We start from the raw sequence: 23,220 nt of genomic DNA on the forward strand, positions 1-23,220 counted from the left end.
CATCCACCTGGAGACACGCATGAAAAAAACCGTTCTGGCCATGGGCGCGCTGGCGCTCACCCTTTCCTTTGGCGGCGCGCACGCGCAGATTTCCGACGGCGTCGTCAAGGTCGGCATCCTGACCGACATGTCCGGCCCGTATTCGGCCATGGGCGGGCGCGGCTCGGTCGTCGCCAGCCAGATGGCCGTCGAGGATTGTTTAAAAGCCGAATGCAAGGGCATGAAGATCGAGATCCTGTCGGCTGATCACTTGAACAAGGCCGACATCGCCGCCTCCAAGGCGCGCGAATGGATAGACCGCGACAAGGTCGACGCCATCGCCGATTTGACCAATTCCTCGGTGGCCCTGTCCGTGCAAAAGCTGATGAAAGAGAAGGGCGGCATCGCCATGTTCAGCGGCCCGGCCACGGGGCGCCTGACGAACGAGGATTGTTCGCCGAACGGCTTCCACTGGATGTTCGACACCTATTCGCAGGCGGCCGGCACGGCGGCGGCATTGACCAAGCTGGGGCAAAAATCGTGGTACTTCGTCACCGTCGACTACGCGTTCGGCCACTCGCTGGAAAAGGATGCCAGCGATGTCGTCAAGCGCAATGGCGGCACGGTGCTGGGCGCCGTGCGCCATCCGCTGAACGCCTCCGACTTCTCGTCCTTCCTGGTGCAGGCGCAAGGGTCAAAAGCGCAGGTGATCGGCCTGGCCAATGGCGGCGCCGACACGGTCTCGGCCATCAAGCAGGCGCGCGAATTCCGCATCGGCAGCGGCAAGGACCAGCGCCTGGCCGCCTTGCTCGTGTTCCTGTCCGACGTGCATGCGCTGGGGCTGGAAACGGCCCAGGGCCTCGTCTACGCGGACGGCTTTTACTGGGATTACGATGACCGCAGCCGCGCGTTCGCAAAACGCTTCGAGGCGCTCAACAAGGGCGCCAAGCCGACCATGGTGCAGGCGGGCGTGTATTCCAGCGTCTACCACTACCTGAAATCGGTGGCGGCCGCGAAGAGCGACGATTCGAAGATCGTCGCCCAGAAGATGCGCGAGCTGCCCATCAAGGATGCCGTCATGAACAATGCCTCGATCCGCCCCGACGGCCGCGTGATCCACGACATGTATCTGGTGCAGGTGAAGACCCCGGCCGAATCGAAGGCACCATGGGATTACCTGAAAGTGCTGTCCACGATCCCCGCCGACCAGGCGTTCAAGCCGATGGATGCGGCGGCGTGCAATCTCGTTAAAAAATAATCACGGAGCCAAACACATGAACCAAGCCCTCACCTCAGTCCCCGCCGTCCCCCTGCACATCGCCGGCAAGCATCACGCATCGACCAGCACGGAGTGGCGCGACGTCGTCAATCCCGCCACGCAGGAAATCGTCGCCAGGGTGCCGTTTTCCACGCCCGACGAAGTCAATCTGGCCGTCGCCACGGCCAGGGAAGCGTTTAAAACGTGGCGCAATACGCCGCTGGCGGCGCGCATGCGCATCATGCTCAAGTACCAGCAGCTGATCCGCGAGAATATCGGCGCCCTGGCCGAACTGATCACGCGCGAACACGGCAAGACCCTGCCCGACGCGGAAGGGGAAGTGATGCGCGGCCTGGAAGTGGTGGAGCACGCGTGCTCGATCGCCACCCTGCAGCTGGGAGAAATCGCGGAAAACGCGGCCACGGGCGTTGATGTCTACAATATCTACCAGCCGCTGGGCGTGGGCGCCGGCATCACGGCCTTCAATTTCCCCGTCATGCTGCCATGCTTCATGTTCCCCATTGCCATCGCCTGCGGCAATACGTTTGTCTTGAAACCGTCGGAGCAGGACCCGTCCTCGACCATGTACCTGGTCGAACTGATGTACCAGGCGGGCTTGCCGGCCGGTGTGCTGAACGTCGTGCATGGCGGTGCCGACGTCGTCAACATGCTGTGCGACCATCCCGACATCAAGGCCGTCTCCTTCATCGGCTCCACCCACGTGGGCACCCATGTGTACCGCCGCGCCAGCGAAGCGGGCAAGCGCGCGCAATCGATGATGGGCGCGAAAAACCATTGCGTGGTGCTGGCCGACGCCAACAAGGAACAGGCGATCAATAACCTGATCGGCGCCGCGTTCGGCGCGGCCGGCCAGCGCTGCATGGCCAATTCCGTCGTCGTGCTGGTGGGCGAGGCGCGTTCCTGGCTGCCGGAAATTGTCGCCCGCTCGCAAGCGCTGAAAGTGGGGCCGGGCAGCGACCGCACGGCCGATCTGGGCCCGATGGTCTCCAGGGCCGCCATGCAGCGGGCGGAAAAACTGATCCAGGCGGGCGTCGACGAAGGCGCGCAGCTGCTGCTCGACGGCCGCGGCCATCAGGTGGCTGGCTACGAGGGCGGCAACTTCATGGGGCCGACGATATTCTCGAAGGTGCAGGCGAGCAATTCCGTCTATACGCAGGAAATCTTTGGCCCCGCCATGTGCGTGGTCGAAACCGAGTCGCTCGACGAAGCGATCGCCTTCATCAACGCCAACCCGAACGGCAACGGCACCTCGATCTWCACCTCGTCCGGCTGGGCGGGGCGCAAGTTCCAGAACGAGATCGACGTGGGCCAGGTGGGCATCAACGTGGCCATCCCCGTGCCCGTCGCCTATTTCAGCTTCACGGGCTCGCGCGCCTCGAAACTGGGCGACCTGGGCCCGAACGGCAAGCAAGCGCTGTACTTCTGGACGCAGACCAAGACCGTCACGGCGCGCTGGTTCGCCCCGGACGATGGCGGCAGCGGCGTCAATACCACCATTGCGATGAAATAAGGAGGCGGCGATGAGCACCAATATCGTTTTTATCGGCCTGGGGAACATGGGGCTGCCCATGGCGCAAAACCTCGTGCGGGCCGGCCATGCGGTGACGGGTTTCGACTTGCTGCCGGCCAGCGTGCGGCAGTTTGCCGACGGCGGCGGCCTGGTGTCGGACGACCAGGCGGCGGCCATTGCCGCGGCCGACATCGTCATCACCATGCTGCCGGCCAGCCGCCACGTGCTGGGCGCTTATTTGGGTAACCCTTTGGGGGACTCCGGCATCCTGGCGCAGGCGCGGCCCGGCACCCTGCTGATCGACTGCTCGACGATTTCCACCGAGGCGGCGCGCCAGGTGGGCCGCGCGGCCGAGGAAAAGGGCATGCCCATGCTGGACGCGCCAGTCTCCGGCGGCACGGCAGGCGCCACCAACGGCACCCTGACCTTCATGGTGGGCGGCGAAGAATCCGCGCTGGCGGCGGCGCGCCCCTACCTGGACGTCATGGGCAAGGCGATCTTCCACGCGGGCGGCTCCGGTTGCGGCCAGACGGTCAAGATCTGCAACAACATGCTGCTGGGGATACTCATGATCGGCACCAGCGAAGCGATACGCCTGGGCGTGGCCAATGGCCTCGATGCGAAAGTGGTGTCGGACGTGATGGCGAAAAGCTCGGGCCGCAACTGGACCCTGGAGGTGTACAACCCGTGTCCCGGCGTGGCCGAGAACGTGCCCGCGTCGCGCGGCTACACGGGCGGCTTTGGCGTCGATTTGATGCTGAAAGACCTGGGCCTGGCCATGGAAAGCGCCGAGGCGTCGGGCGCCAGTGTGCCGCTGGGCGCGTTGGCCCGCACGCTGTACGACATGCACAGCAAGGCTGGATCGGGCGGGCTCGATTTCTCCAGCATCTACCGGTTGCAGGATACGCCGGCATAAGACAGCGATTGTGACGAAGGCGCTCCTGCGGGAGCGCTTTTTTTTTGATGCTCGTCATCTAAACGTGCATGCTATCAGGAGGATAAGAATATACAATCAGCAACTTGATTGAATGCAAGTTTGATGCAAGATGAATGCTGCGGATCGGGATGCCGATTGCGAAAAAACATGCCCGGCAGGGGCCTTGATGAACAGGAAAGACGAATCACCCGATGTTTAAAAAAATACTGGAATTGGCGCAGGGCGTAGTGGGCCTGGATGAACACGCGCAATTGAAAAAGGGCTTGCGCGGCCTGGCGCAGATCTCGCCTGCGCTGTGGGAACGCGCCTGCGAGTTTGTCTGCGCAGGACGCCAGGAAGGCGTGCTGCTCGATGTGCAGGCGGCGGCGCCGCGCGGCGGCACCTTGCTGGGCAAGCCCGGGCGCTTGTACTCGCATTTTTATACCCATAACATGCATAGCAAGGATGGCGCGCTGGCCAATGAAAGCCTGCGCCACCGGCACCAGTTCTATGCCCAGTCCGACGCGGCGACGCTGGACGCGGCGCTGCTGGTACGCCTGGGCAAGCTGCTGCAGGCCGCCGACGGGGGCGATATGCTGGAACGCACGGGCGCCGCGGTGCCGCAGTGGCTCGATTACCTGCTCGGCGATGCGTTGTTCGCCAGTTTTTCCGAGACCCGCGCGCAAGCGACCACCGTCAACCGGCGCGGCTGGGACGTGGCGCTGCTGGCGCGCCTGCTGGCCGCCGATGGCGAGGCGGAAGAGGGCGCGCTGCAACTGGTGTTCGAGCGGCGCGAATTGAACGAATACGTGCGCGACAATTGCCTGCAGCGCCTGCTGGCGCCGGGCGCGCTCGACGCTTACATGCTCGCGCATGCCGCGCAGGTGGAGCAATTGCCAACGCTGTTGTCGGCCAGCGGCAAGGCGCAGCTGGCCAGACGCGTGGGCGCCGCGCCCGCGCTGGCCGACACGTTTGCCGCCGTCCTGGTGCGCCTGGCCGTCGATGGCGGCAAGAGCGTGCGCACTGAAGCGGCTCCCCATCTGGCAGCCATTCCCGCGGAGCGCAGAGCCACCTTGCTGCAGCAGTGCCTGTTGACGGGCAAGACGGAAGAGCGGGTACAGGCGGCCGAGCTGCTGGGCCGCAGCCTGGGGCCGCAGCAGGGGGCGCTGCTGGAACAGGCGCTGGCGCAGGAGACGAGCAAGCCGGTGCAGGCGGCCATCCGCAGCGCCTTGTCGTGGCTGGACGCGGCCAGCGATGCCGGCACGGCGGATTTGCCGCTGCCGCCGCTGCCGCCCGCGCCGCCGGTGGCGCGCCTGGGCGACGCGGCGCTGCGACTGCTGCAGGCCAATCATGCGGCGCTGCTGGAAAAGTACCGCGCCGAAGCACGGCAGGAGCGCGAAGACAACCAGCACGCCAAACACAAGTACGAATGGAAGCAGGAGCGCCTGAAGCGCTATGAGGCGATCAAGCCGGCTTGGCTGGAAGCGGCCATCCGCGTGTTCAATGGCGAGGGAGCGAAGAGCGACGCGCAGCCCCTGCAAAACAACCTGGTGCGCGAACCGATCGAGCTGCAGGGCAAGTTGGCCGCCTTGCCCGATTTTGGCGTGGCGCACATGGCGCGCTGGTTGCTTGCCACGCGGCGCAATATTTTTCATTTCTGGCACGATGACTTTTTCCAGCAATGGCTGGCGTGCCAGGACCTGTCGACTTTCGACCTGCGCCTGCTGGCGCGCGCCATGCGCGAGGCGGGCGACGTGAATGACAGCGTGGCCATGGCCTGCATGGGCAGCAACTGGTGGGGCGTCAAGCCGCAGCAGGTGCTGGCGGCGGACATGGTCTGGCCGCTGTTCGCGGAACAGCCCGAACTGATCGACCAGGGTCTGGGCCTGCGTGCCGCCGAAAGGCGCCATGGTGTGGCGCCCGAACTGGGGCCCACCCTGGAAATATTGGCCACCTTCCCGGTGCTGCCGGCGCAATGGCTGCCGCGCGTGATGGAGATCGCGCTGGGCGAGGGCAAGCAGCACCGCGCCAGCGCGCAGCAGGTGCTGTCCAGCTTGCCCGATATCGGCAAGCGCGTGGCCGAGGCGCTGGGATCGGGCAAGCAGGACATGCGCATCGGCGCCGCGCGCTGGCTGACCGACCTTGACTACCGCGCCGCCATCCCGGCGCTGTACCAGGCGCTGGACAGGGAGACGCGCGAAACCGTGATCGCCGCGCTGCTGACGGCGCTGGAAAAACTGGGCGAGAACCTGAGCCCGCGCCTGTCGCCCGAGATTCTGCTGGCCGCCGCGCGCAAGGGCCTGAAGGGCAAGGCGCCCGTCGGCCTGGCCTGGTTCGTCTTCGAGGCGCTGCCCGCCTGCCGCTGGCAGGACGGCACGCCGGTCGACGCCGACATCATCCGCTGGTGGGTGGTACTGGCCTGTAAATTGAAGGAGCCGGGCGGCAATGCCCTGCTGCTGCGCTATCTGGGCCTGCTTGAGGAGGCAAGCCGCGCCGCCCTGGGCGAGACGGTGCTGCGCCTGTTCATCACCGAGGATCTGCGCGGCCCGAGCCTGGAAGTGGCGACCGCCGAAGCGCAGGCGCGCGCGCCGCAGGCCTACCTGAGCTACCAGGAGCAGGCCAGGCTCTATCCCCAGTATTATGCCGCGCTGGGCAAGATGACCGAAGAGCAGGTGTTCGACCAGATCCGCCGCAACAAGATGGCCGAGTACCTGGGCAGTGCCATCGGCGAGAAGGGCATCCTGGCGCTGGCCGCCTACACGCCAGGACATGTGGCGGTCAGCCTGCTGCAAGCGTATATGCGCGACCATTACCCGCGCCGCGCGCAGATCGAAGCGATGCTCGACGGTCTGGCCGACGGCTACGACCCGGCCGTCATCCAGTTATTGCTGGGGATCGCGCGGCGCTACCGCACGGCCTCGGTGCAGGAAAAAGCGCGCCTGCTGGTCGAGCGCATCGCGCAGGGCAAGGGCTGGAGCCACGACCAGCTGGGCGACCGTACCATTCCGACGGGCGGCTTTGACGACAGCGGCCGCCTCGACCTGTCGTATGGCGAGCGGGTCTTCCAGGTGACCTTGGACGGCGCCATGAAGCCGCGCCTGCACAACCCCGACGGCAAGGAGATCAAGGCCTTGCCCGAGCCGCGCCAGGACGAATCGCCCGAACTGGCCAAGGAAGCCAAACAGCAGCTATCCGTGTGCAAGAAAGAACTCAAGCAGGTTATCGCCATGCAGACGGCGCGCCTGTATGAAGCCATGTGCGCGGGACGTGTCTGGCCGGCGCAGGAGTGGCGCGATTACTTGCTCGGCCATCCGATCGCGGGCCGGCTGGTGCAGGCGCTGGTGTGGATCAGCGAGGACGACGCAGGCCGCACCCTGCTGCGCCCCAGCGATGACGGCAGCCTGCTCGACGCGGACGACGAGGAAGTCGCGCTGTCCGAAGGCAGCCGGCTGCGTCTGGCGCACGCCTCGCTGCTGGACGCGCCGCAGATCGCCGCCTGGCAGCGCCATTTCAAGGATTACAAGGTCAAGCCCCTGTTCGAACAGCTGGCGCACCAGCTGCCCGACACCGCGCTGATGGCGGGCCGGCACATCGCGGACCGCGAGGGCTGGGTGGGGGACACCTTCGGCTTGCGCGGCGCTTTCGGCAAGCACGGCTACCAGCGCGGCCAGGCCGAGGATGGCGGCGTCTTCACCGAGTATCACAAGGATTTCATCAGCGCCGGCCTGCGCGCAGTGATCGAATTTTCCGGCAGCCGCCTGCCCGAGGAATTGATGGCGGCTGCCCTGAAAACGCTGCAATTCTATCCCTTGCCGCGCTCCTGGCGCGACGAGGCGGTGCCGCTGGCCGACGTGCCGTCCGTGCTGCTGGCCGAAACCTATGCCGATTATCTGGCGGTGTCGAAGGCGTGCGGCGGCTATGATGCGCAATGGGAAAGTAAAATGCCGTGGTAAGCAAAGAGAGCACAATGATGACGGAACAACATAACGATAGTCAGGTGGTGCGTCGCAGCGCCGAACAGCGCTACGCCGGCGAGCTGGAACGCCTGAAAGCGGCCGATACCGAGCCGCGCCCGGAGGGCTGGCAGCTGTCGCCGCGCGCGGTGCGCCGCTTCATCCTGGGCGACGCGGCGCTGCAAGTGAGCCGCAAATTCTATGGCGACGATCCGCTGGTCGACCGCGCCATCGTCACTCTGATGGGCCATCAGGGGCTGATGCTGGTGGGCGAGCCGGGTACGGCCAAGTCGCTGCTGTCCGAATTGCTGGCGGCGGCCATCAGCGGCGACTCCGCGCTGGCGATACAGGGCACGGCAGGCACCACCGAAGACCATATCAAGTATTCGTGGAACTACGCCTTGCTGCTGGCCGAAGGGCCGAGCCGGCGCGCACTGGTGCCGTCGCCGTTGTTCCAGGCCATGGAAGCGGGCAAGCTGGTGCGCTTCGAGGAAATCACGCGCTGCGCGCCCGAGATGCAGGATGTGCTCATTTCACTGATGTCGGAAAAGCAGCTGATGATTCCGGAACTGGGCGGCGACGCGCGCGTGCATGCGCGGCGCGGCTTCAATATCATCGCCAGCGCCAACTTGCGCGACCGCGGCGTGCATGAAATGTCGTCGGCGCTGAAACGCCGCTTCAACTTCGAAACCGTCAAGCCGATCCGCGAGCATGGTTTCGAAGTCGAGCTGGTGATGCAGCAGCTGCAGCGGGAACTGGACGCCATCGGCGCCGCCGTCGTTGTCGGCCGTGACGTGGTCGAACTGCTGGTGACCACGTTCCAGGAACTGCGCGCCGGACAGACCCGCGAAGGCACGGCCATCAAGACGCCGGAAGCGGTGATGTCGAGTGCCGAGGCGGTCAACCTGGTCTATGCGGCCTCGCTCGAGGCGCTGCATTTCGGCGACGGCACCTTGCGCCCGCGCGAACTGGCCAACCAGTTGCAAGGCGTGGTCCTGAAGGACAACGCCGATGACCTCAAGCGCGTGCGCCATTATTTCGACACGGTGGTGCGCGAACGTGGTCGCCGCGACGATTTGTGGAAAAGTTTCGGCGACGCGGCGCGCAAGCTATGGCTGTAGTGCAGCCGGATTTGCAGACGAATTTGCCGGCCGGCGTGGCTGCCGCGCGCGCCAGGCTGTTCGAGCATGGCTTGTACTTCGCGCCGGTGCGCCACCATAGCCCGGCGTGCGCCCATGCATTGCAGGCCATGCTGCGCGAATTGCGCCCGGCCGCCGTGCTGATCGAGGGGCCGGAAGGCTTCACGGACATGCTGCCCCTGCTGCTGGATGAACGCACGCGCCCGCCCGTGGCGCTGTTGTGCCAGACGCCGGCGGCAGGCGTAGAGGGGGCCCGCACGGCATCGGCGTTTTTCCCGTTTTGCGATTACAGCCCTGAATGGGTGGCGCTGCGCGAGGGGGCGGCCGCGCAGGCGCAGCTGGCCTTCATCGACCTGCCGTGGCAGGCGCGCGCGGGCACGGCGGATGCGTACGATGCCGATGCGCGCAGCCTGATGGCCGAGCGCTACCTGGCCCACAGCACCTATCTGAATACCCTGGCCGCGCGCGCCGGCTGCCGCGACCAGGACGAACTATGGGATCACCTGTTCGAGGCGCGTTCGCGCGCCACGCTGGCGGACTGGCGCGGCATGTTTGGCGACGTGTTTTCCTACTGCGCCATGGCCCGCCTCGATTACGAGCCGGCGGTGCTGGAAGCGGAGGGCAGCCTGCCGCGCGAACGCCACATGGCGGCGCACATCGCCCGCTGGCGCAAGCAGGTAGACGGCCCCGTGGTGGTGGTCACCGGCGGCTTTCATACCAGCGCGCTGATCGAACTGGTTGCCGCCGCTCCCGCCCACGCCGTGCCGGCCGCCGCCAGCCCTTGCTGGCTGATACGCTACAGCTTCGAGCGGCTCGATGCCCTGAATGGCTATGGCGCCGGCATGCCGGCGCCCGCCTACTACCAGGCCGTCTGGGACGCCCTGCAATCGGCGGCGGACGGCGATCATCTGCTTGCCGTCGCCGTGGACCAGTTGACCATGCTGGCAAGGCACAGCCGGGCGCGCGGCTTGCAGGAGCGTATTTCCACGGCGGAGGTACAGGCGGCCGTGCTGCAGGCGGCTAGGCTCGCCGCGTTGCGCGGCCATGCGGGACCAGGCCGCCAGGATGTGCTTGACGCGATGGCTTCCTGTTTTGTCAAGGGCGCCATCGACGACGGCATGCAGGGCCTGTTCGACGATGTGAGGCGCCAGATGACGGGCAGCCGGCTGGGCGACGTGCCGCCGTCGGCCGGTTCGCCGCCGCTGGTGGTGGACGCGCGCCTGGCTGCGCATCGTCACGGCTTGCGGCTGGACGACGGCGACACGCGGCTGGCGCGGCTGGACCTGTACCGCAAGGACCGCCACCGCCGGCGCAGCCGGTTCTTTCATCTGATGCAGTATCTCGATACGGGACTGGCGCGCTGGCAGGGCGGCCCGGATTTCATGGCCGGCAGCCGCCTGGAACTGCTGTTCGAGGAATGGACGTATGCGTGGACGCCGCTGGTCGAAGTGCGCCTGATCGAGCTGTCCGCCGATGGTGCTACCCTGGCCGAGGTGGCGCTGGCGCGTCTGCTGCGCGAAGAGCAGGCGTTGGGCGCCGCGGGCCGGGCCCGTTCGGCCGGCAGCGCCGCCACTCTGCTGGTGCGTGCCTGCCTGGTGGGCTTGCATGAACGTTTGCCCGATTTGCTGTCGCTGTTGTCGCGCCATCTCGATGAGGATGCCGATTTTTCCTCCGTCGTCGCCTGCGGCCATGCGCTGGTGACCTTGTGGCGCGCGCGCGAGCCGCTGGGCGTGCGCGAGCATCCTGGCGTACTGGCGCTGATGCGGCGCGTCTGGCCGGCCGCGCTGTTCCTGCTGTCCGGTCTGGCCGATACGGGGATGGACGGGGAAAGCGCGCAGGTGGGGCAGTTGCTGGCATTGCGCGAATTTGGCCGCGCCGCGCGCAGCGCCTTGCCGGCGCCCGAGGCTGGCCTGGCCTTCGAGGCCGGCGACCTGCACCAGCGCCTGCACGCCCTGACGGCGACGCGCCACTGCGCGCCCGGCATTTGCGGCGCCGCCGCCGCGCTGCTGTTCCTCGATGGCGCCTGGGGCGAACAGGATTTGTCGCGTTTGCTGGAGCAGCGCTTCGGCGCCGGCGCCACGCCGCAGGATGCCGTGCGCTTCCTGTCGGGCCTGATGGCCGCCGCGCCCGAATTGCTGCTGACGCAGCCGGGGTTGCGGCGCAGCTTCAACACCCTGGTCGGTAGCTGGGACGAGGCCAGTTTCATCCACTATCTGCCCGATTTGCGGTTGGCCTTCACGGGCTTGAAACCGCAGGAGACGAGCGACCTGGCCGAGGCGCTGGCGGTGCTGAACGGCGCCGCGCCGCATGCCTTGCAGGCTGAATTTCATTGCGACGTCAGCGAAGACGAGATGCTGGCCGGCGGCCGCCTGAACGCGGCGCTGGAAGCCTGCCTGGAGCGCGACGCGCTGTCCGGCTGGCTGGATATTTCAACGGAGAAGCCGCATGGCTGAGAATCTCGATAATCAGGCGTTGCTGCGCCGCTGGCGCCTGATCCTGGGGCGCTACGCGCAGCCGCTGCAGGGCGCTGCCTGGTCTGATAATGATGGCCGGCTCGATGCCAGCCTCGATTACCTGTATGGCCGCGAGTATGAGCGCAAGGGCATGCTGCGTGCCGGCGGCGGTGGCTCGCTGGACCCCAGCCAGCTGCGCGCCATCGACTGGCTGGCGCAGGCGCGCAAGCTGTTTCCGCAGGATGTCTACGAGCGCGTGCAAGGCCACGCGATCGAGCGCTATGAACTGAGCGGCTTGCTGCGCGATCCGGCGGTGCTGGCCAGCCTGGAGCCGAACCAGGCGCTGGCGCGCGCCCTGATCGGCATGCGCGGGCGGCTCGGCGCGGACATGCACGACGCGGTGCGCGCGGTGATACGGCGCGTGGTCGATGAAATCACCGAGCGCCTGCGCAAGGATTTCGTCAACGCGGTGGTGGGACGGCGCAACCGCTTTCGCCGCACGCAGATGAAGAGCACGCAGAATTTCGACTGGCGCGCGACCATTGCCGCCAACCTGAAACACTACGATACGGCCAGCCGCCGACTGCTCATTGCGCGGCCCATCTTCAATGCGCGCGTCAAGCGCAGCCTGCCGTGGGACGTCATCCTGTGCGTCGACCAGAGCGCTTCGATGATGGATTCGGTGATCTATGCGGCGGTGGTAGCCGGCATTCTGTCCGGCCTGCCGGGGGTCAACGTGCGGCTGGTGGTGTTCGACACCAGCGTGGTGGATCTGACGCACCTTGCCGCCGACCCGGTCGAGGTGCTGCTGACGGTGCAGCTGGGCGGCGGCACGAATATCGGCCGCGCGGTGCAGTACTGCGAGCAGCTGGTGAGCAATCCGCAGCGCACGGTACTGGCCCTGATCAGCGATTTCGAGGAGGGCGCGCCGCCAGGGCCGTTGCTGGCGGCGCTCAGGCGCATGGCCGAGTCGCGCGTCACCCTGCTGGGTCTGGCCGCGCTCGACGAGCGCGCGCAGCCTGCGTATGACCACGGGATGGCGCAGCGCCTGGCGGATCGGGGCATGCACGTGGCGGCACTGACGCCGCAGCACTTTGCCGAATGGCTGGCCGGGGTGATGGGATGAGCTGGCACGCCGTGTACCGCAGCTTTGACGACGACAGCCTGGCGACGCTGGCCAACGCCGGCCTGCTGCGCCGCGCCCTGAAAGATATCGAGGCGGGCAAGGTGGGCTGGCAGGCTGACGCGGGTGGCGCCCTGGTCGCCGACGGCCAGCATGTGTCGCTCGATGCGGGGGGGCCGCAGAAGGGCCGTTGCGATTGCCCGGCGCCCGGCATCTGCAAGCATATCCTGGCCGCCGCCGTGTGGCTGCGCGAACTGCCGCAAGACAGTGCGCAGGACGGGTTGTCGGCCAGCGTGCAGGACGAAGTGCTGGCGCTCGACAGTGCAGCCGTGTGCAAGCAGGCGGGCAAGCCTGCGGTGCGCCAGGCGCTGGCCTGGCTGGCTGAAGGCGACCAGGCGGACATCAGCATCGTCAATGCGCGGCTGCAGATCGAGTTGCCCCTGCTGAAACTGGGCTGCAGCTATCTGCGCGGCGCCGGCGTCGAGGCCATGGTGTCCGACACGCCGGCCGCCATCCGCAAGGCGCTGCACCTGTATGCGCTGGCCTGTGTCTGGCGCAAGCATGGCCGCGAGTTTGCCTGGCCGGCAGGCCTGGCGATGGCGCCTGCTGAAGCAGCGCCAGGGATGAGTACGTCCGAACTGGTGTTCCTGGCCCAGGTGCGGCGTTTGCTCGGTGAACTGTACGACAATGGCTTGTCGCATGCCAGCGCGATTGCCGCTGGCCAGCTGCGCGCGCTGACCATGTCGGCGCGCACTGAGAGTCTGCCCCGCCTTGCCGCCATGCTGCGTGGCCTCGGCGGTACGCTGGACCTGCTCGTGCGGCGCGACTACCACGCCAGCGAACGTCAGGCATTTGACGAGATGGCGGCCATCTGCGCCTTGTGCGCGGCGCTCGAACACGCGTCTGGCGCGCTATTGCAGCGCTTGCGCGGGCAGGCGCGGCGCAGCTTTGATGTGGCCGGCGACGCGCCCCTGGACCTGCTGCCGCTGGGCGCGTATTGGTGGGAAACGCGCGGCGGGGCACACGGTATGACCTTGTCGTTCTGGCAGCATGCAGAGGAGGGCGAGGGGCGGATCGTGCAGGCCGTGCTGGCGCGGCCCGACGCCAGCGACCGCTCGTTTACGCGCGAATCGGCATGGGATGCGAGCAGCCTGTGGCCGGGCGCTGGCAGCGCCCGGCATATTTGCGAGGCGGGCTTGCAGTTGGCAGGCGCGTCCTGGGCCGAGGATGGGCGCCTGGCCATGGACAGTCAGGTGCGCGCCAGTACGGCGCCGTTGTGGGCGTTCGACGATGTACGCTGGCAGCGCCTGGGCTTTGACGACTGGACGGCGCTGGCTGCCTTTATGAGTGACAACGTCGGTTTGGCGCCGGATCCCATCGATTGCGTGGTGCTGCGTCCGGCGGCCGTGGCGCGGCCGCAGCTTGACGAAGTGGGCCAGCGGCTCGATTGGCAGGTGTTCGATGCCTGCGGCGCCGTTCTCGACATGCAGATCCCGGCAGTGCCGGCCCTGCGTCCGCGTATCACCCGGCTGCAGGCGGCCGTGGCCGATGGCGCCGATATCCGGGCCGTGCTGGCCAACCGCGCGCGCGACGACTCAGGTGGCTGGCAACCGGTGGCGCTGCTGATTGCCAAGAATGGCAAGCTGCGCGTAGTATCGCTCGATTTCGAGATCGACGCAGGCAAGCTGCCGTCGGCGCTGGCGCGCTTTTTCAAGAGCCTTGGAGGCACCAGTCTGGCGCCGTCCATGCCGCAGCAAGCCTCGGCGGCATCGCGGGTGCTGGTCCAGGTGCTCGACCTTCTCGCACTGCAGGCGCGTAGCGGACGCCCACGACTGGAAGATGAGCTGGCCGGCGAACTGGCGCGGCATGGCGCCACCTTGCGTGCGCTGGGCCTGGACTTGCCGGCCGGCCTGCTGGCGGACTACGTCAGCGCGCCGCGCGCGCCTGAAGCCTTGCGCCTGGCGTATGTCTGCACGACGTGCCTCGCGCTGGAGGCGGCAGGGTAGTCGCGGCCTGGTCAGGGCTGTTGCGCCTGCAGGGCCGCCAACTCGGCCCTGGCTTTTTCCAGCTTGCCTTCCAGCTTGGCGATTCTCTTCGGTTGCTTGTTCGCTTCCTGGGCCAGGCGCAGCGAACGCTCCGTCTGGTTTACTTTTGCCTGCGCCTTCAGCACCTTCTTGTTATGGCGTTCGACCAGCGCGTTGTCGCTGCAGTGGGCATTGACTTCGTCGAGCGCGCGCGTCAGGCCCGCGACCTTGTCGGACAGGCCCTGCTCTTGTGCCTGGCGCAATTCGCTGCGGATGTTTTCGCGCTTCGCGGCGCAGCCGGCCAACTGGGTGTCTGCGGCGCTGGCGCCCACGGAGGCGGCGAGCAGCAGGGGCAAGGCGGTTTTCGATAGAAGGTTCATGGCATTCCTGTGTCAGTGGTGGCCCGTGCAATGTAAGCCCGCCTGCGTGCCCTGTCAAACTTCGCCTGTCGTGCGCGCCTGTCCCGCATGGCATCGGCTACCATGCGTGTTTTCTTCTTTTCGATACCGCCGCATGACCAGGAAATTACTCTTGCTGATCCCTTTACTATTGCCGCTGCCTGTACTGGCGCAAACCTCGCCCACCTTGCTCGATCTGCAGCTGATGGCCATCCGCGCGCGGGCCGAAGCGCCGCCCTCGGAGCAGGCGAAGGCGGAGTTCGCGCACGCGCGCGCGCTCGCCGAAGGCGGCGATGCCGAGGCGCAGCTGGAACTGGCGCGCATGCTGCAGCTGGGCGTCGGCGCGCCGCAGGACACGGCGCTATCGATGGCGTGGATACGCAAGTCGGCCGAAGCCGGCTATGCGCCGGCGCAATCTGCGTTGGGGCTGGCCTATACGGTGGGCGGCAAGGTGCCCATCGATCGCGTGCAGGGCGAGTACTGGCTGCGCAAGGGCGTGGCGCAAGGTGATGCGCTGGCGCAAACGATCCTGGCGCTGGAATTCATCGATGGCGACAGCCCTGCCGAAGAACAGGCGCTGGCCATCAGATGGTTGCAGAAAGCGGCGAACGAAGAGCATTTTGTCCCTGCCTATAACGCGTTGGGCGAACACCTGATGCGCGCAGCCACCGACGAGCAGGAGCGCGGCGAGGCTTTCCACTGGTTTTACCGGTCGGCGCGTGAAAAGGACCCGGCCGGCATGCGCAATCTGGCACGCGCGCATGAGCTGGGCCTGGGTGTGGCACCGTCGGACAAGCTGGCCCTGGTCTGGTACGAGCGGGCGGCATGGAGCGGCGACGTGCCCGCCATGCGCCGCATGATTGACGTGTATGTGAAGGGGGAACTGGGACAGGCGGCGAATGACGAAGACGCCGCCGAATGGCGCGCCAAGCTGGCGGAAAGCGAGAAGAAATGAAGACCATCGTATTGTTATTGACCCTGGCGCTGGCCCAGCCCGTGCTGGCGCAGCCCGCGTCCTCCAAGGAACCGCGCCAGCATCCGGCGCTGGCCGAATTCGACACCAAGGGCCTCGACGACATGCGCGCGCGGGTGCAGGCCGTGATCGACCGCCCGGCCGACCTGTCGCCGGACAAGGTCGCCGCCTTCGACAAGACGCGCCGCGCCGCCAAAGGGGGCGATGCGGCCGCCCAGCTGGAGCTGGCGCAGATGCTGCACGAGGGCGAGGGCACGCCGCGCGACCTTGATGCCGGCCTGGCGTGGATGAAGCGATCGGCCGAAGGCGGCTATGGTCCGGCGCAGGCTTTTCTGGGCGTGGCCTATACCTTGGGACAGGGCATGGAAATTGACCGCAAGCTGGGCGAATACTGGTCGCGCAAGGGCGCCGCGCAAGGTGTGGAACTGGCCAACTTCATGGTGGCCCAGCACTTTGAAAACATCCACAGCAGCGCGGCAGAACAGGCGCACGCGCTGCGCTGGCTCAAATACTATGCCGAAAACGGCTTCATCCCCGCCTACAACGAGATCGGCTACCGCCTGATGATGACGGCGAAGGACGAGGCGCAGCGCAAGGAAGCGTTCGGCTGGTACATGCGCGCGGCCAAGGCGCTCGATCCGCCGGGCTTGAACAATGTGGCGTACTCGTATGAAGTGGGGCAGGGCGTGCCGCAGAGCGACGAGGCGGCGCTGGGCTGGTATGAGCTGGCGGCCATCGCCAAGAGTCCGCCGGGCCAGACGGGTTTTGCGCGCCTGCTGGAACAGGGCCGCGGCGGTCCCACGCGGCAAGGGCCGGCGCCCCCGCCCTTCGAGTTGTACCTGCTGGCGGCGAAGCAGGGCGACGCGGAAGCCATCGAACGGGTGGTCAAGGTGTACGATAAGGGCGAGCTGGGACAGGCGGCCGACCCGGCCAAGGCCGCGCTGTGGCGTGAAAAGCGCAAGCCGGCCAAGACTCCGTAAGTGGACGAGACGGGGCGGAAACGGCATGCTATCATTATTGTTATCGATAACAATATCATGAGAGACCCATGAATCCCGATTTCCGCTCCCAGGAAATGCTCGAAGCGCACATCCTGCACACCATGCGCTTCTACCACCCGCGCGCCGTCGATCCGAGCGGCGGCTTTTATCACTTCTTTCTCGACGACGGCACCGTGTACGACCATGCCACGCGCCACCTGGTCAGCAGCACGCGCTTCATTTTCAATTACGCCATGGCGTACCGCCGTTTCGGCGGCGACGAGTACCAGGCGGCCCTGCGCCACGGCGTGGCATTTTTGCGCGACGTGCACCGTGACCCGGCCACGGGCGGCTATGCCTGGCAACTGTCGTGGAAAGACGGCGTCAAGACGGTGGAAGACGGCGCCAACCACTGCTATGGCCTGGCCTTCGTGCTGCTCGCGTATGCGCATGCCTTGCAAGCCGGCGTGACGGAAGCGCGCGCCTGGCTGGACGAGACGTTCGAACTGATGGAGCAGCGCTTCTGGCTGCCCGAACACGGCCTGTATGCGGACGTGGCCAGCGCCGACTGGGCCATCCTGGACGGCTACCGGGGCCAGAACGCCAATATGCATGCGTGCGAAGCCATGCTGGCCGCGTTCGAGGCGACGGGCGAGGCGCGCTATCTGCACCGCGCCGAAACGCTGGCGCACAATATCACGGTGCGCCAGGCGGGTCTGGCCAACGGCATGATCTGGGAACACTACAAGAGCGACTGGACTATCGACTGGGATTACAACCTGCACGACAAGAGCAATATCTTCCGTCCCTGGGGCTACCAGCCCGGCCACTTTACGGAATGGGCCAAGCTGCTCCTGATCATGGAGCGCCATTCAAAATTCATGGCCGGCCCGTCCGACTGGCTGCTGCCGCGCGCGCGCGCCCTGTACGACACGGCGCTGGCCAAGGCCTGGGATGGCGCGCATGGCGGCATCCATTACGGCTTCGGCCCGCAAGACGAGATCTGCGATGGCGACAAATATTTCTGGGTGCAGGCGGAAAGCTTCGCCGCCGCCGCCGTGCTGGCCGCGCGCACGGGCGACGACGCCTACTGGCACAGCTACGACAAGATATGGGACTACAGCTGGAAACACTTCGTCGACCACGAGCACGGCGCCTGGTACCGCATCCTGACGCCGGAAAACCAAAAGATCAGCAGCGAGAAAAGCCCGGCCGGCAAGACCGATTACCACACCATGGGCGCCTGCCATGAAGTGCTGAACGTGCTCAAAGGTGCCGCATGAGCGCCGCCTTCCCGCGCGAGTTTCCACAATTCGTGTCGGCCGGCGAGGCGCTGACGGACATGCTGCGCACGGGCGCGGACGCCTGGAGCAGCCAGGTGGGCGGCTCGACCTGGAACGTGGCGCGCGTGATGGCGCGCCTGGGCGTGCCCAGCGCCTTTGCGGGCGCCGTCAGCCTCGACGTCTTCGGCGACGCGCTGGCGCAATCGACCGACGTGGCGGGCCTGGACATGCGCTTTTTGCAGCGCCGCGCGAAGTCGCCGCTGCTGGCCATCGTGCATGAACTGCATCCGCCCACGTATTATTTCATCGGCGACGACAGCGCCGACCTGCATTTCGACGCGGCGCAGCTGCCCGCCGGCTGGATGCAGGGCGCGCAATGGGTACATTTCGGCGGCATCAGCCTGGCGCGCGAACCGCTGGCGGGCAAGCTGGTGGCGCTGGCGCAGGAACTCAAGGCGGCCGGCGTGAAGATCAGCTATGACCCGAACTTCCGCGTCATGATGGATGAACGCTACGATGCCACCCTGCGCCGCATGACGGAGCTGGCCGACGTGGTGAAAGTGTCGGACGAAGACCTGGCGGGCCTGTTCCGCCACGACGACATCGATGGCGCGTTTGCCGTGCTGCGCGGCTGGAATCCGCAGGCCACGTATTTGTATACGCGCGGCTCGCAGGGCGCGGCGCTGTACCGGGGCGAGCAGACATGGCAGGCGGCCCCGCCCGCCATCGAGGTGGTCGACTCGGTGGGTGCGGGCGACGCCAGCATCGGCGGCTTGCTGTACAGCCTGATGTACCGGCCCGATGCGGACGGCGGCCAGCACCTGCGCTTTGCCGTCGCGGCTGGCGCGGGCGCCTGCCTGGCCGCCGGCGGCTCGCCACCCTCGGTGGAGCTGGTGGAATCGCTGGCGCAGCGCACCGTCGTGGGCTAAGTCCGGCGCGGCGTGCCACGCGCGCCGCATCGCTGTGGCGCAGGGCAACAATGATCGGAGATGGTTTGATGTGCGTCTAGGCGGGGGGCGAGCCTCCCCGATGACCTACTTTCTTGCAAGAAGCCGTCCTACACGCGCGTGCCGCGCCGTTGCCTACAATGTCTCCTCGTGCTCACACTTGGAGACTACATCATGGCCACCCAATCACATCAGGCAGCTTCCGTTTCCCAAAAACAGGCAGGCATGCAAGACATGGATGCGACGGACCTGGATGCAATTGAGCTGCTGACGCAAGATCATCAGACGGTGAAGGACTTGTTCGAACAGTATGAGGGCCTCAGCGACAGGTCGCTCGCCAGCAAACGCAAGCTGGCGCTGAAAATCTGCGAGGAATTGAGCAAGCATGCGATGGCGGAAGAGGAAATTTTCTATCCTGCCGTACGCGGTGCCAGCCGCGCGAATGAAGACCTGATCGACGAGGCAACCGTCGAACATGCCGCTGCCAAGGAGCTGATCGCGCAAATCGTCGCCATGGCGCCCGGCGAAGACCTGTACGACGCCAAGGTCAAGGTCTTGTCCGAGCAGATCGAACACCACGTGCAGGAAGAAGAGGGCGATATTTTTCCGCGCGCACGCGAGGCGCAACTCGATCTGCTGGCCATGGGCGGCCAGATCGCGGCGCGCAAGGCGGAAATGCAAGTGCCCGGGATGCAGGCCTGAGTCTGCCTGGCGGCGTGCGATTAGGGCGCTGCTCCCGTCGACGCCCGTTCCATCAAGGTGAACGCCATCAGATGATGCGTAGCGGGCGCTGTTTCCCCCGCGCGGCGCTGGCGGATTTCGTCGATGACGAGACTGACGGCGGCGCGCGCCATGTCGGCGATGGGCTGGTGGATGGTGCTCAGCTCGGGCCAGACGGTGGTGGCGACGGGCGTGTCGTCGAAGCCGCACACGCTCAATTGCGCCGGCACCTGCAAGCCCATGCCGTGCGCCACGGCCAGGGTGGCGGCGGCCATGTCGTCGTTGCTGGCGAAGATGGCGCTGGGGCGCGGTTCGTGCGCCAGCAGCTGGCGCGCCGCGTCGAGCCCCGAGCGGTACGTAAAATAGCCTTGCGCCACCCTGTGCGGCGGCACCTGCAAGCCCGCTTCCCGCATGGCGTCCTCGAATGCCTGGCGGCGCAGCAGGGCGGGCGTGTGCGCGGGGTCGCCCTCGATGAAGCCGATGTCGCTGTGGCCCAGCGCGAGCAGATGGCGCGTCATGGCCAGCGCGCCTTCGTAGTCGTCGATGCGCACGGCCGAGACGCCTGGCGAGGGGCGCGCCGTGGCCACGGCGATGGCGGGGATGCCCATGGTATTGAGCTGCGCCAGCACTTCCGGTGAATCGCACAGGGGCGGCGGCACCAGGATGCCGTCCACGCCGGCCGCCACCAGGCAATCGATGCCGGCGCGCTGGTTATCCAGGTCTTCGCAGCGTTCGAGCAGCAGCTGGCCGCCGCCCTGGCGGCACTGGTCCATGGCGCCGACGAGAAATTCACTGAGGAAGGCCGCGCTGGGGTTGCTGTACAAGAGGCCGATGCGCAGGGTACCCGTGCGGGCGGCACGGGCCGCCAGGTTGGGCTGGTAGCGCAGGCTGGCGATCGCCGCCTCGACCTTGTCGCGCGTGGCCGCGCTGACGCTGGCGCGCCCGTTGATGACGCGCGATACCGTCATGGCCGATACGCCGGCCACGCGCGCCACGTCATGCACGGTGGCGCCGCTGGCGCTGTCGAGCGGGGCTGGGGCGGCGGGCGCCGCCTTATTCGAGGTGGCCACCGAATTTCAGCTTGCCGCTGATGCGCATGCCGTGCAATTGACCTTCTTCCAGCTGGGCGGCGCTGGTGCGCTGCGCCGTGTCGCGCCGCGCCAGGCCCACCGACAGGATATCGAGCATCATCAGCTGCAGCAGGCGCACGATCATGGGCACGAAATTGAGATTGCCTTCCGGGTGGTTCAGGGTCAGCAGCACGTCGGCCAGCTTGGCCAGCGGCGAACCGCTGGCCGTGATCGCCAGCACGCGCGCGCCGCAGCCCTGCGCCACCTTGACGGTGCGCAGCAGGTCGGGCAGGGCGCCCGAGCGGGAAATGACCAGCGCGACGTCGCCCGGTTTCAGCATGGCAGCGCTCATTTCCTGCGCCTGCGGGTCGGCAAAGAAGCTGCTGACGATGCCCAGGTTGAGCAGCTTGTGCTGCATGTCGTCGGCCACCACGCGGGCGCTGCCCACGGCCAGCAGCTCCACGCGCTGCGCGCCGCGCAGCAGTTCGATGGCCGCCGTCAGGGCCTTCACGTCGAGCATGTCGCGCAGGGCCAGCGCGGCCGAGGCATTATTGCCCAGCACCTTGCGCGCCAGTTCCGCGTCGGAGTCCGAAATCTCCACGTGGCAGTGGGCCACCGTGATGGCGCCGCCCGTCAGGCCGGAAGCGAGCTTGAGCTTGAAATCGGCCAGGCCCTGCACGCCGATCGAGCGGCAAAAGCGCATCACGGTCGGCTGGCTGACGCCGACCCGCTGGGCGATTTCGGCGATCGGCAGGGTCAGCATGGCGTTCGGTTCCTTCAGTACCCAGTCGGCCACCTTGCATTCCGACGGGCTCATGCGCCCGCGCGCCTGGCGCACGGATTCGAGCACGGGCGCGCCGGTATGGGCCCGCTTGAGCTTTTGCGCGAGGATGGCGGCGATGCCCAGAAAAGTAGGCAGTTCGGCCGTGATCAGAAACGTGGGGATCTGCGCCAGGTATTCGTTCAGCCGGCCTTTTTGCTCGAAGCGGGCGCGAAATTGCGACCGTTCGAACAATGGTCCCAGGCGCGGCACGATGCCGCCGCCTATATAGATGCCGCCCAGCGCGCCCAGGGTCATGGCCACGTTGCCGGCGATGGAGCCGAGGATGGCGCAGAAGCAGTCGACCGCTTCGATGCACACGTCGCATTCATTGTTCAGGGCGCGGCTGGTGATTTCAAACGCCAGCAGCGGCGGGACGTCATGCCGGCCAGCCCGGTCGGACAGGGCGCGGTAGATCAGTTCCAGCCCGCGCCCGGAGGCGAGGCGTTCGGCCGAAACGTGCGACAGTTCGCGCCAGGCGAAGGACAGCACGTCCATCTCGCGCTGGTCGCAGGGGGCGAAGCTGACGTGGCCCCCTTCGCTGCCCAGCGCGATCCAGCGGTCTTCGGCGGGGATCATGCCCGACACGCCCAGGCCCGTGCCCGACCCAAGCAAACCGATGACGCTGTCGGCGCGCGCCATGCCGCCGCCGATCTGCTGGCGCTGGTCGGGCCGCAGATAGGGCAGGGCCATGGCCAGCGCCGTGAAGTCGTTTACCACCAGCAAGGTGTCGAGGCCCAGCGCGGCGCGCATGGCCTCGATCGAGAAGAACCAGTGATGGTTCATCATGCGGATATTGTCGTCGTCGATGGGATTGGCGATGGCGATGGCCGCATGGCGCACGCGCGCCGAACCGGCGGCGCGCGCCTCGCCGCTATCCATATAGGCGGTGATGGCGTCGAGCAGCGAAGCGTAGTCGTCGCAGGGCAGCACGGCGACCGCTTCCAGGTGGCCCTGGCGCGTTTCCAGCACGAAGCGGGCATTGGTGCCGCCGATGTCTGCCAGCAGTCGCGGCCCTTCACTGAAACGCTCCGCCGGATCGCTGCCTGCTACTTCCATTTTTTCATCAATTTTCATGGCGGTGCCTAGTCTCGTCTGCGTGCGCTGTCTTGGCGGCGCACTGTCATTATGGCAAAAACCAAGGATTTTAATTCGTATACGTGCCGCGTGCCGAAAAATGCGGCGTGCCGGCGCAAATGCCTGTCCACCGTGCCAGATGGGGTGGCGCCAGCGGGAAAAACAGGGCCGTCAACTCGCCTGTCGGTACGCAAATAAAGTGTCGCAGAGTAGTCGTAGGATTACAACATAATATGTTGATATTTGTTCGTAGTATAGTTACTATGTCCCTGCTGGAAAGAATTCTGGCCAGTACATTCGGCCACGAATGACTAGATAAAAACAAATTACTGAGGAGACTTACCATGCTGCATCGCAACATGTTGAAGGCCGTGTTGAAGACACTGCCAGCTGCCATCGTCCTGGCCATCGCCAGCGGTTCCGCTGCCGCCGACCCCATGTACCCATCCGACACCGAAGGCTTCCATGGCTACCTGCGCGCCGGCGCCGGCAGCAATACCTCGGGCGACGGCGGTTCGCAAGGCTGCTTCGGCCTGGGCGGCAATACCATGAAATATCGTCTGGGCAATGAGTGCG

General features: G+C 66.5%; 17 protein-coding genes. 14 read left to right on the plus strand and 3 right to left on the minus strand.

Annotated elements, in window-relative coordinates; translation table 11 throughout:
- Positions 1-19 precede the first annotated feature (19 nt).
- The 8 genes from CBW66_RS22160 to CBW66_RS22195 all read left to right on the plus strand — a co-directional run bounded on the left by CBW66_RS22160 (position 20) and on the right by CBW66_RS22195 (position 14,358).
- The gene (locus CBW66_RS22160; protein ID WP_139841742.1) at positions 20-1,237 is read left to right on the plus strand and encodes an ABC transporter substrate-binding protein; all 1,218 of its coding nucleotides are present in this window, start codon (positions 20-22) and stop codon (positions 1,235-1,237) included.
- Positions 1,238-1,253: 16 nt separating this feature from the next.
- Positions 1,254-2,768, plus strand: a complete 1,515-nt coding sequence (locus tag CBW66_RS22165) for a CoA-acylating methylmalonate-semialdehyde dehydrogenase (RefSeq protein WP_086153669.1) — start codon at positions 1,254-1,256, stop codon at positions 2,766-2,768.
- A 10-nt stretch (positions 2,769-2,778) separates the two neighbouring features.
- Complete coding sequence (gene mmsB, locus CBW66_RS22170; protein WP_086139900.1) at positions 2,779-3,684, plus strand: 3-hydroxyisobutyrate dehydrogenase; 906 nt, start codon at positions 2,779-2,781, stop codon at positions 3,682-3,684.
- A 212-nt stretch (positions 3,685-3,896) separates the two neighbouring features.
- Complete coding sequence (locus CBW66_RS22175; RefSeq protein WP_086139901.1) at positions 3,897-7,637, plus strand: DUF4132 domain-containing protein; 3,741 nt, start codon at positions 3,897-3,899, stop codon at positions 7,635-7,637.
- 14 nt (positions 7,638-7,651) lie between these two features.
- Positions 7,652-8,758, plus strand: coding sequence for an AAA family ATPase (locus CBW66_RS22180; protein ID WP_086139902.1), 1,107 nt, complete (start codon positions 7,652-7,654; stop codon positions 8,756-8,758).
- Positions 8,749-11,229 carry a DUF5682 family protein gene (locus CBW66_RS22185; RefSeq protein ID WP_170933009.1) on the plus strand — a complete coding sequence of 827 codons (2,481 nt, stop codon included), beginning with the start codon at positions 8,749-8,751 and terminating at the stop codon, positions 11,227-11,229. Before CBW66_RS22180 ends, CBW66_RS22185 begins: the two co-directional genes overlap by 10 nt.
- Positions 11,222-12,355 carry a VWA domain-containing protein gene (locus tag CBW66_RS22190; protein ID WP_086139903.1) on the plus strand — a complete coding sequence of 378 codons (1,134 nt, stop codon included), beginning with the start codon at positions 11,222-11,224 and terminating at the stop codon, positions 12,353-12,355. The genes CBW66_RS22185 and CBW66_RS22190 overlap by 8 nt, the downstream gene beginning before the upstream one ends.
- Positions 12,352-14,358 (plus strand): SWIM zinc finger family protein, encoded by a 2,007-nt coding sequence (locus CBW66_RS22195; protein WP_086139904.1) that lies wholly within the window; start codon positions 12,352-12,354, stop codon positions 14,356-14,358. The genes CBW66_RS22190 and CBW66_RS22195 overlap by 4 nt, the downstream gene beginning before the upstream one ends.
- Before the next feature lie 11 nt (positions 14,359-14,369).
- Here the strand turns inward: CBW66_RS22195 and CBW66_RS22200 are convergent, their stop codons facing one another.
- Positions 14,370-14,756 carry a DUF1090 domain-containing protein gene (locus CBW66_RS22200; RefSeq protein WP_086142973.1) on the minus strand — a complete coding sequence of 129 codons (387 nt, stop codon included), beginning with the start codon at positions 14,754-14,756 and terminating at the stop codon, positions 14,370-14,372.
- Positions 14,757-14,907: 151 nt separating this feature from the next.
- On the opposite strand from CBW66_RS22200, the gene CBW66_RS22205 reads away from it, so the two are divergent.
- The 5 genes from CBW66_RS22205 (at position 14,908) to CBW66_RS22225 (ending at position 19,659) form a co-directional block, all read left to right on the plus strand.
- A complete protein-coding gene (locus CBW66_RS22205) occupies positions 14,908-15,729 on the plus strand; it encodes a tetratricopeptide repeat protein (protein ID WP_170933010.1) in 822 nt (273 codons plus the stop codon).
- Complete coding sequence (locus CBW66_RS22210) at positions 15,726-16,727, plus strand: tetratricopeptide repeat protein (RefSeq protein ID WP_170933011.1); 1,002 nt, start codon at positions 15,726-15,728, stop codon at positions 16,725-16,727. Before CBW66_RS22205 ends, CBW66_RS22210 begins: the two co-directional genes overlap by 4 nt.
- A gap of 68 nt (positions 16,728-16,795) precedes the next feature.
- Positions 16,796-18,010 (plus strand): AGE family epimerase/isomerase, encoded by a 1,215-nt coding sequence (locus CBW66_RS22215; protein WP_086139907.1) that lies wholly within the window; start codon positions 16,796-16,798, stop codon positions 18,008-18,010.
- Positions 18,007-18,939, plus strand: coding sequence for a carbohydrate kinase (locus CBW66_RS22220; protein ID WP_086139908.1), 933 nt, complete (start codon positions 18,007-18,009; stop codon positions 18,937-18,939). The genes CBW66_RS22215 and CBW66_RS22220 overlap by 4 nt, the downstream gene beginning before the upstream one ends.
- A gap of 252 nt (positions 18,940-19,191) precedes the next feature.
- Positions 19,192-19,659 carry a hemerythrin domain-containing protein gene (locus CBW66_RS22225; protein ID WP_086139909.1) on the plus strand — a complete coding sequence of 156 codons (468 nt, stop codon included), beginning with the start codon at positions 19,192-19,194 and terminating at the stop codon, positions 19,657-19,659.
- A gap of 20 nt (positions 19,660-19,679) precedes the next feature.
- Here CBW66_RS22225 and CBW66_RS22230 read toward each other — a convergent pair whose 3' ends face one another.
- The gene (locus CBW66_RS22230) at positions 19,680-20,747 is read right to left on the minus strand and encodes a LacI family DNA-binding transcriptional regulator (protein ID WP_086139910.1); all 1,068 of its coding nucleotides are present in this window, start codon (positions 20,745-20,747) and stop codon (positions 19,680-19,682) included.
- Positions 20,731-22,644: a glucokinase gene (locus CBW66_RS22235; protein ID WP_086139911.1), complete on the minus strand. Its 1,914-nt coding sequence runs from the start codon at positions 22,642-22,644 to the stop codon at positions 20,731-20,733. The genes CBW66_RS22230 and CBW66_RS22235 overlap by 17 nt, the downstream gene beginning before the upstream one ends.
- 344 nt (positions 22,645-22,988) lie before the next feature.
- On the opposite strand from CBW66_RS22235, the gene CBW66_RS22240 reads away from it, so the two are divergent.
- A partial coding sequence (locus CBW66_RS22240) for a carbohydrate porin (protein WP_139841743.1) occupies positions 22,989-23,220 on the plus strand: 232 nt, incomplete at its 3' end.

Origin of the sequence: Janthinobacterium sp. GW456P (genome assembly GCF_002127655.1) — a bacterium.
GTDB lineage: Bacteria > Pseudomonadota > Gammaproteobacteria > Burkholderiales > Burkholderiaceae_D > Janthinobacterium.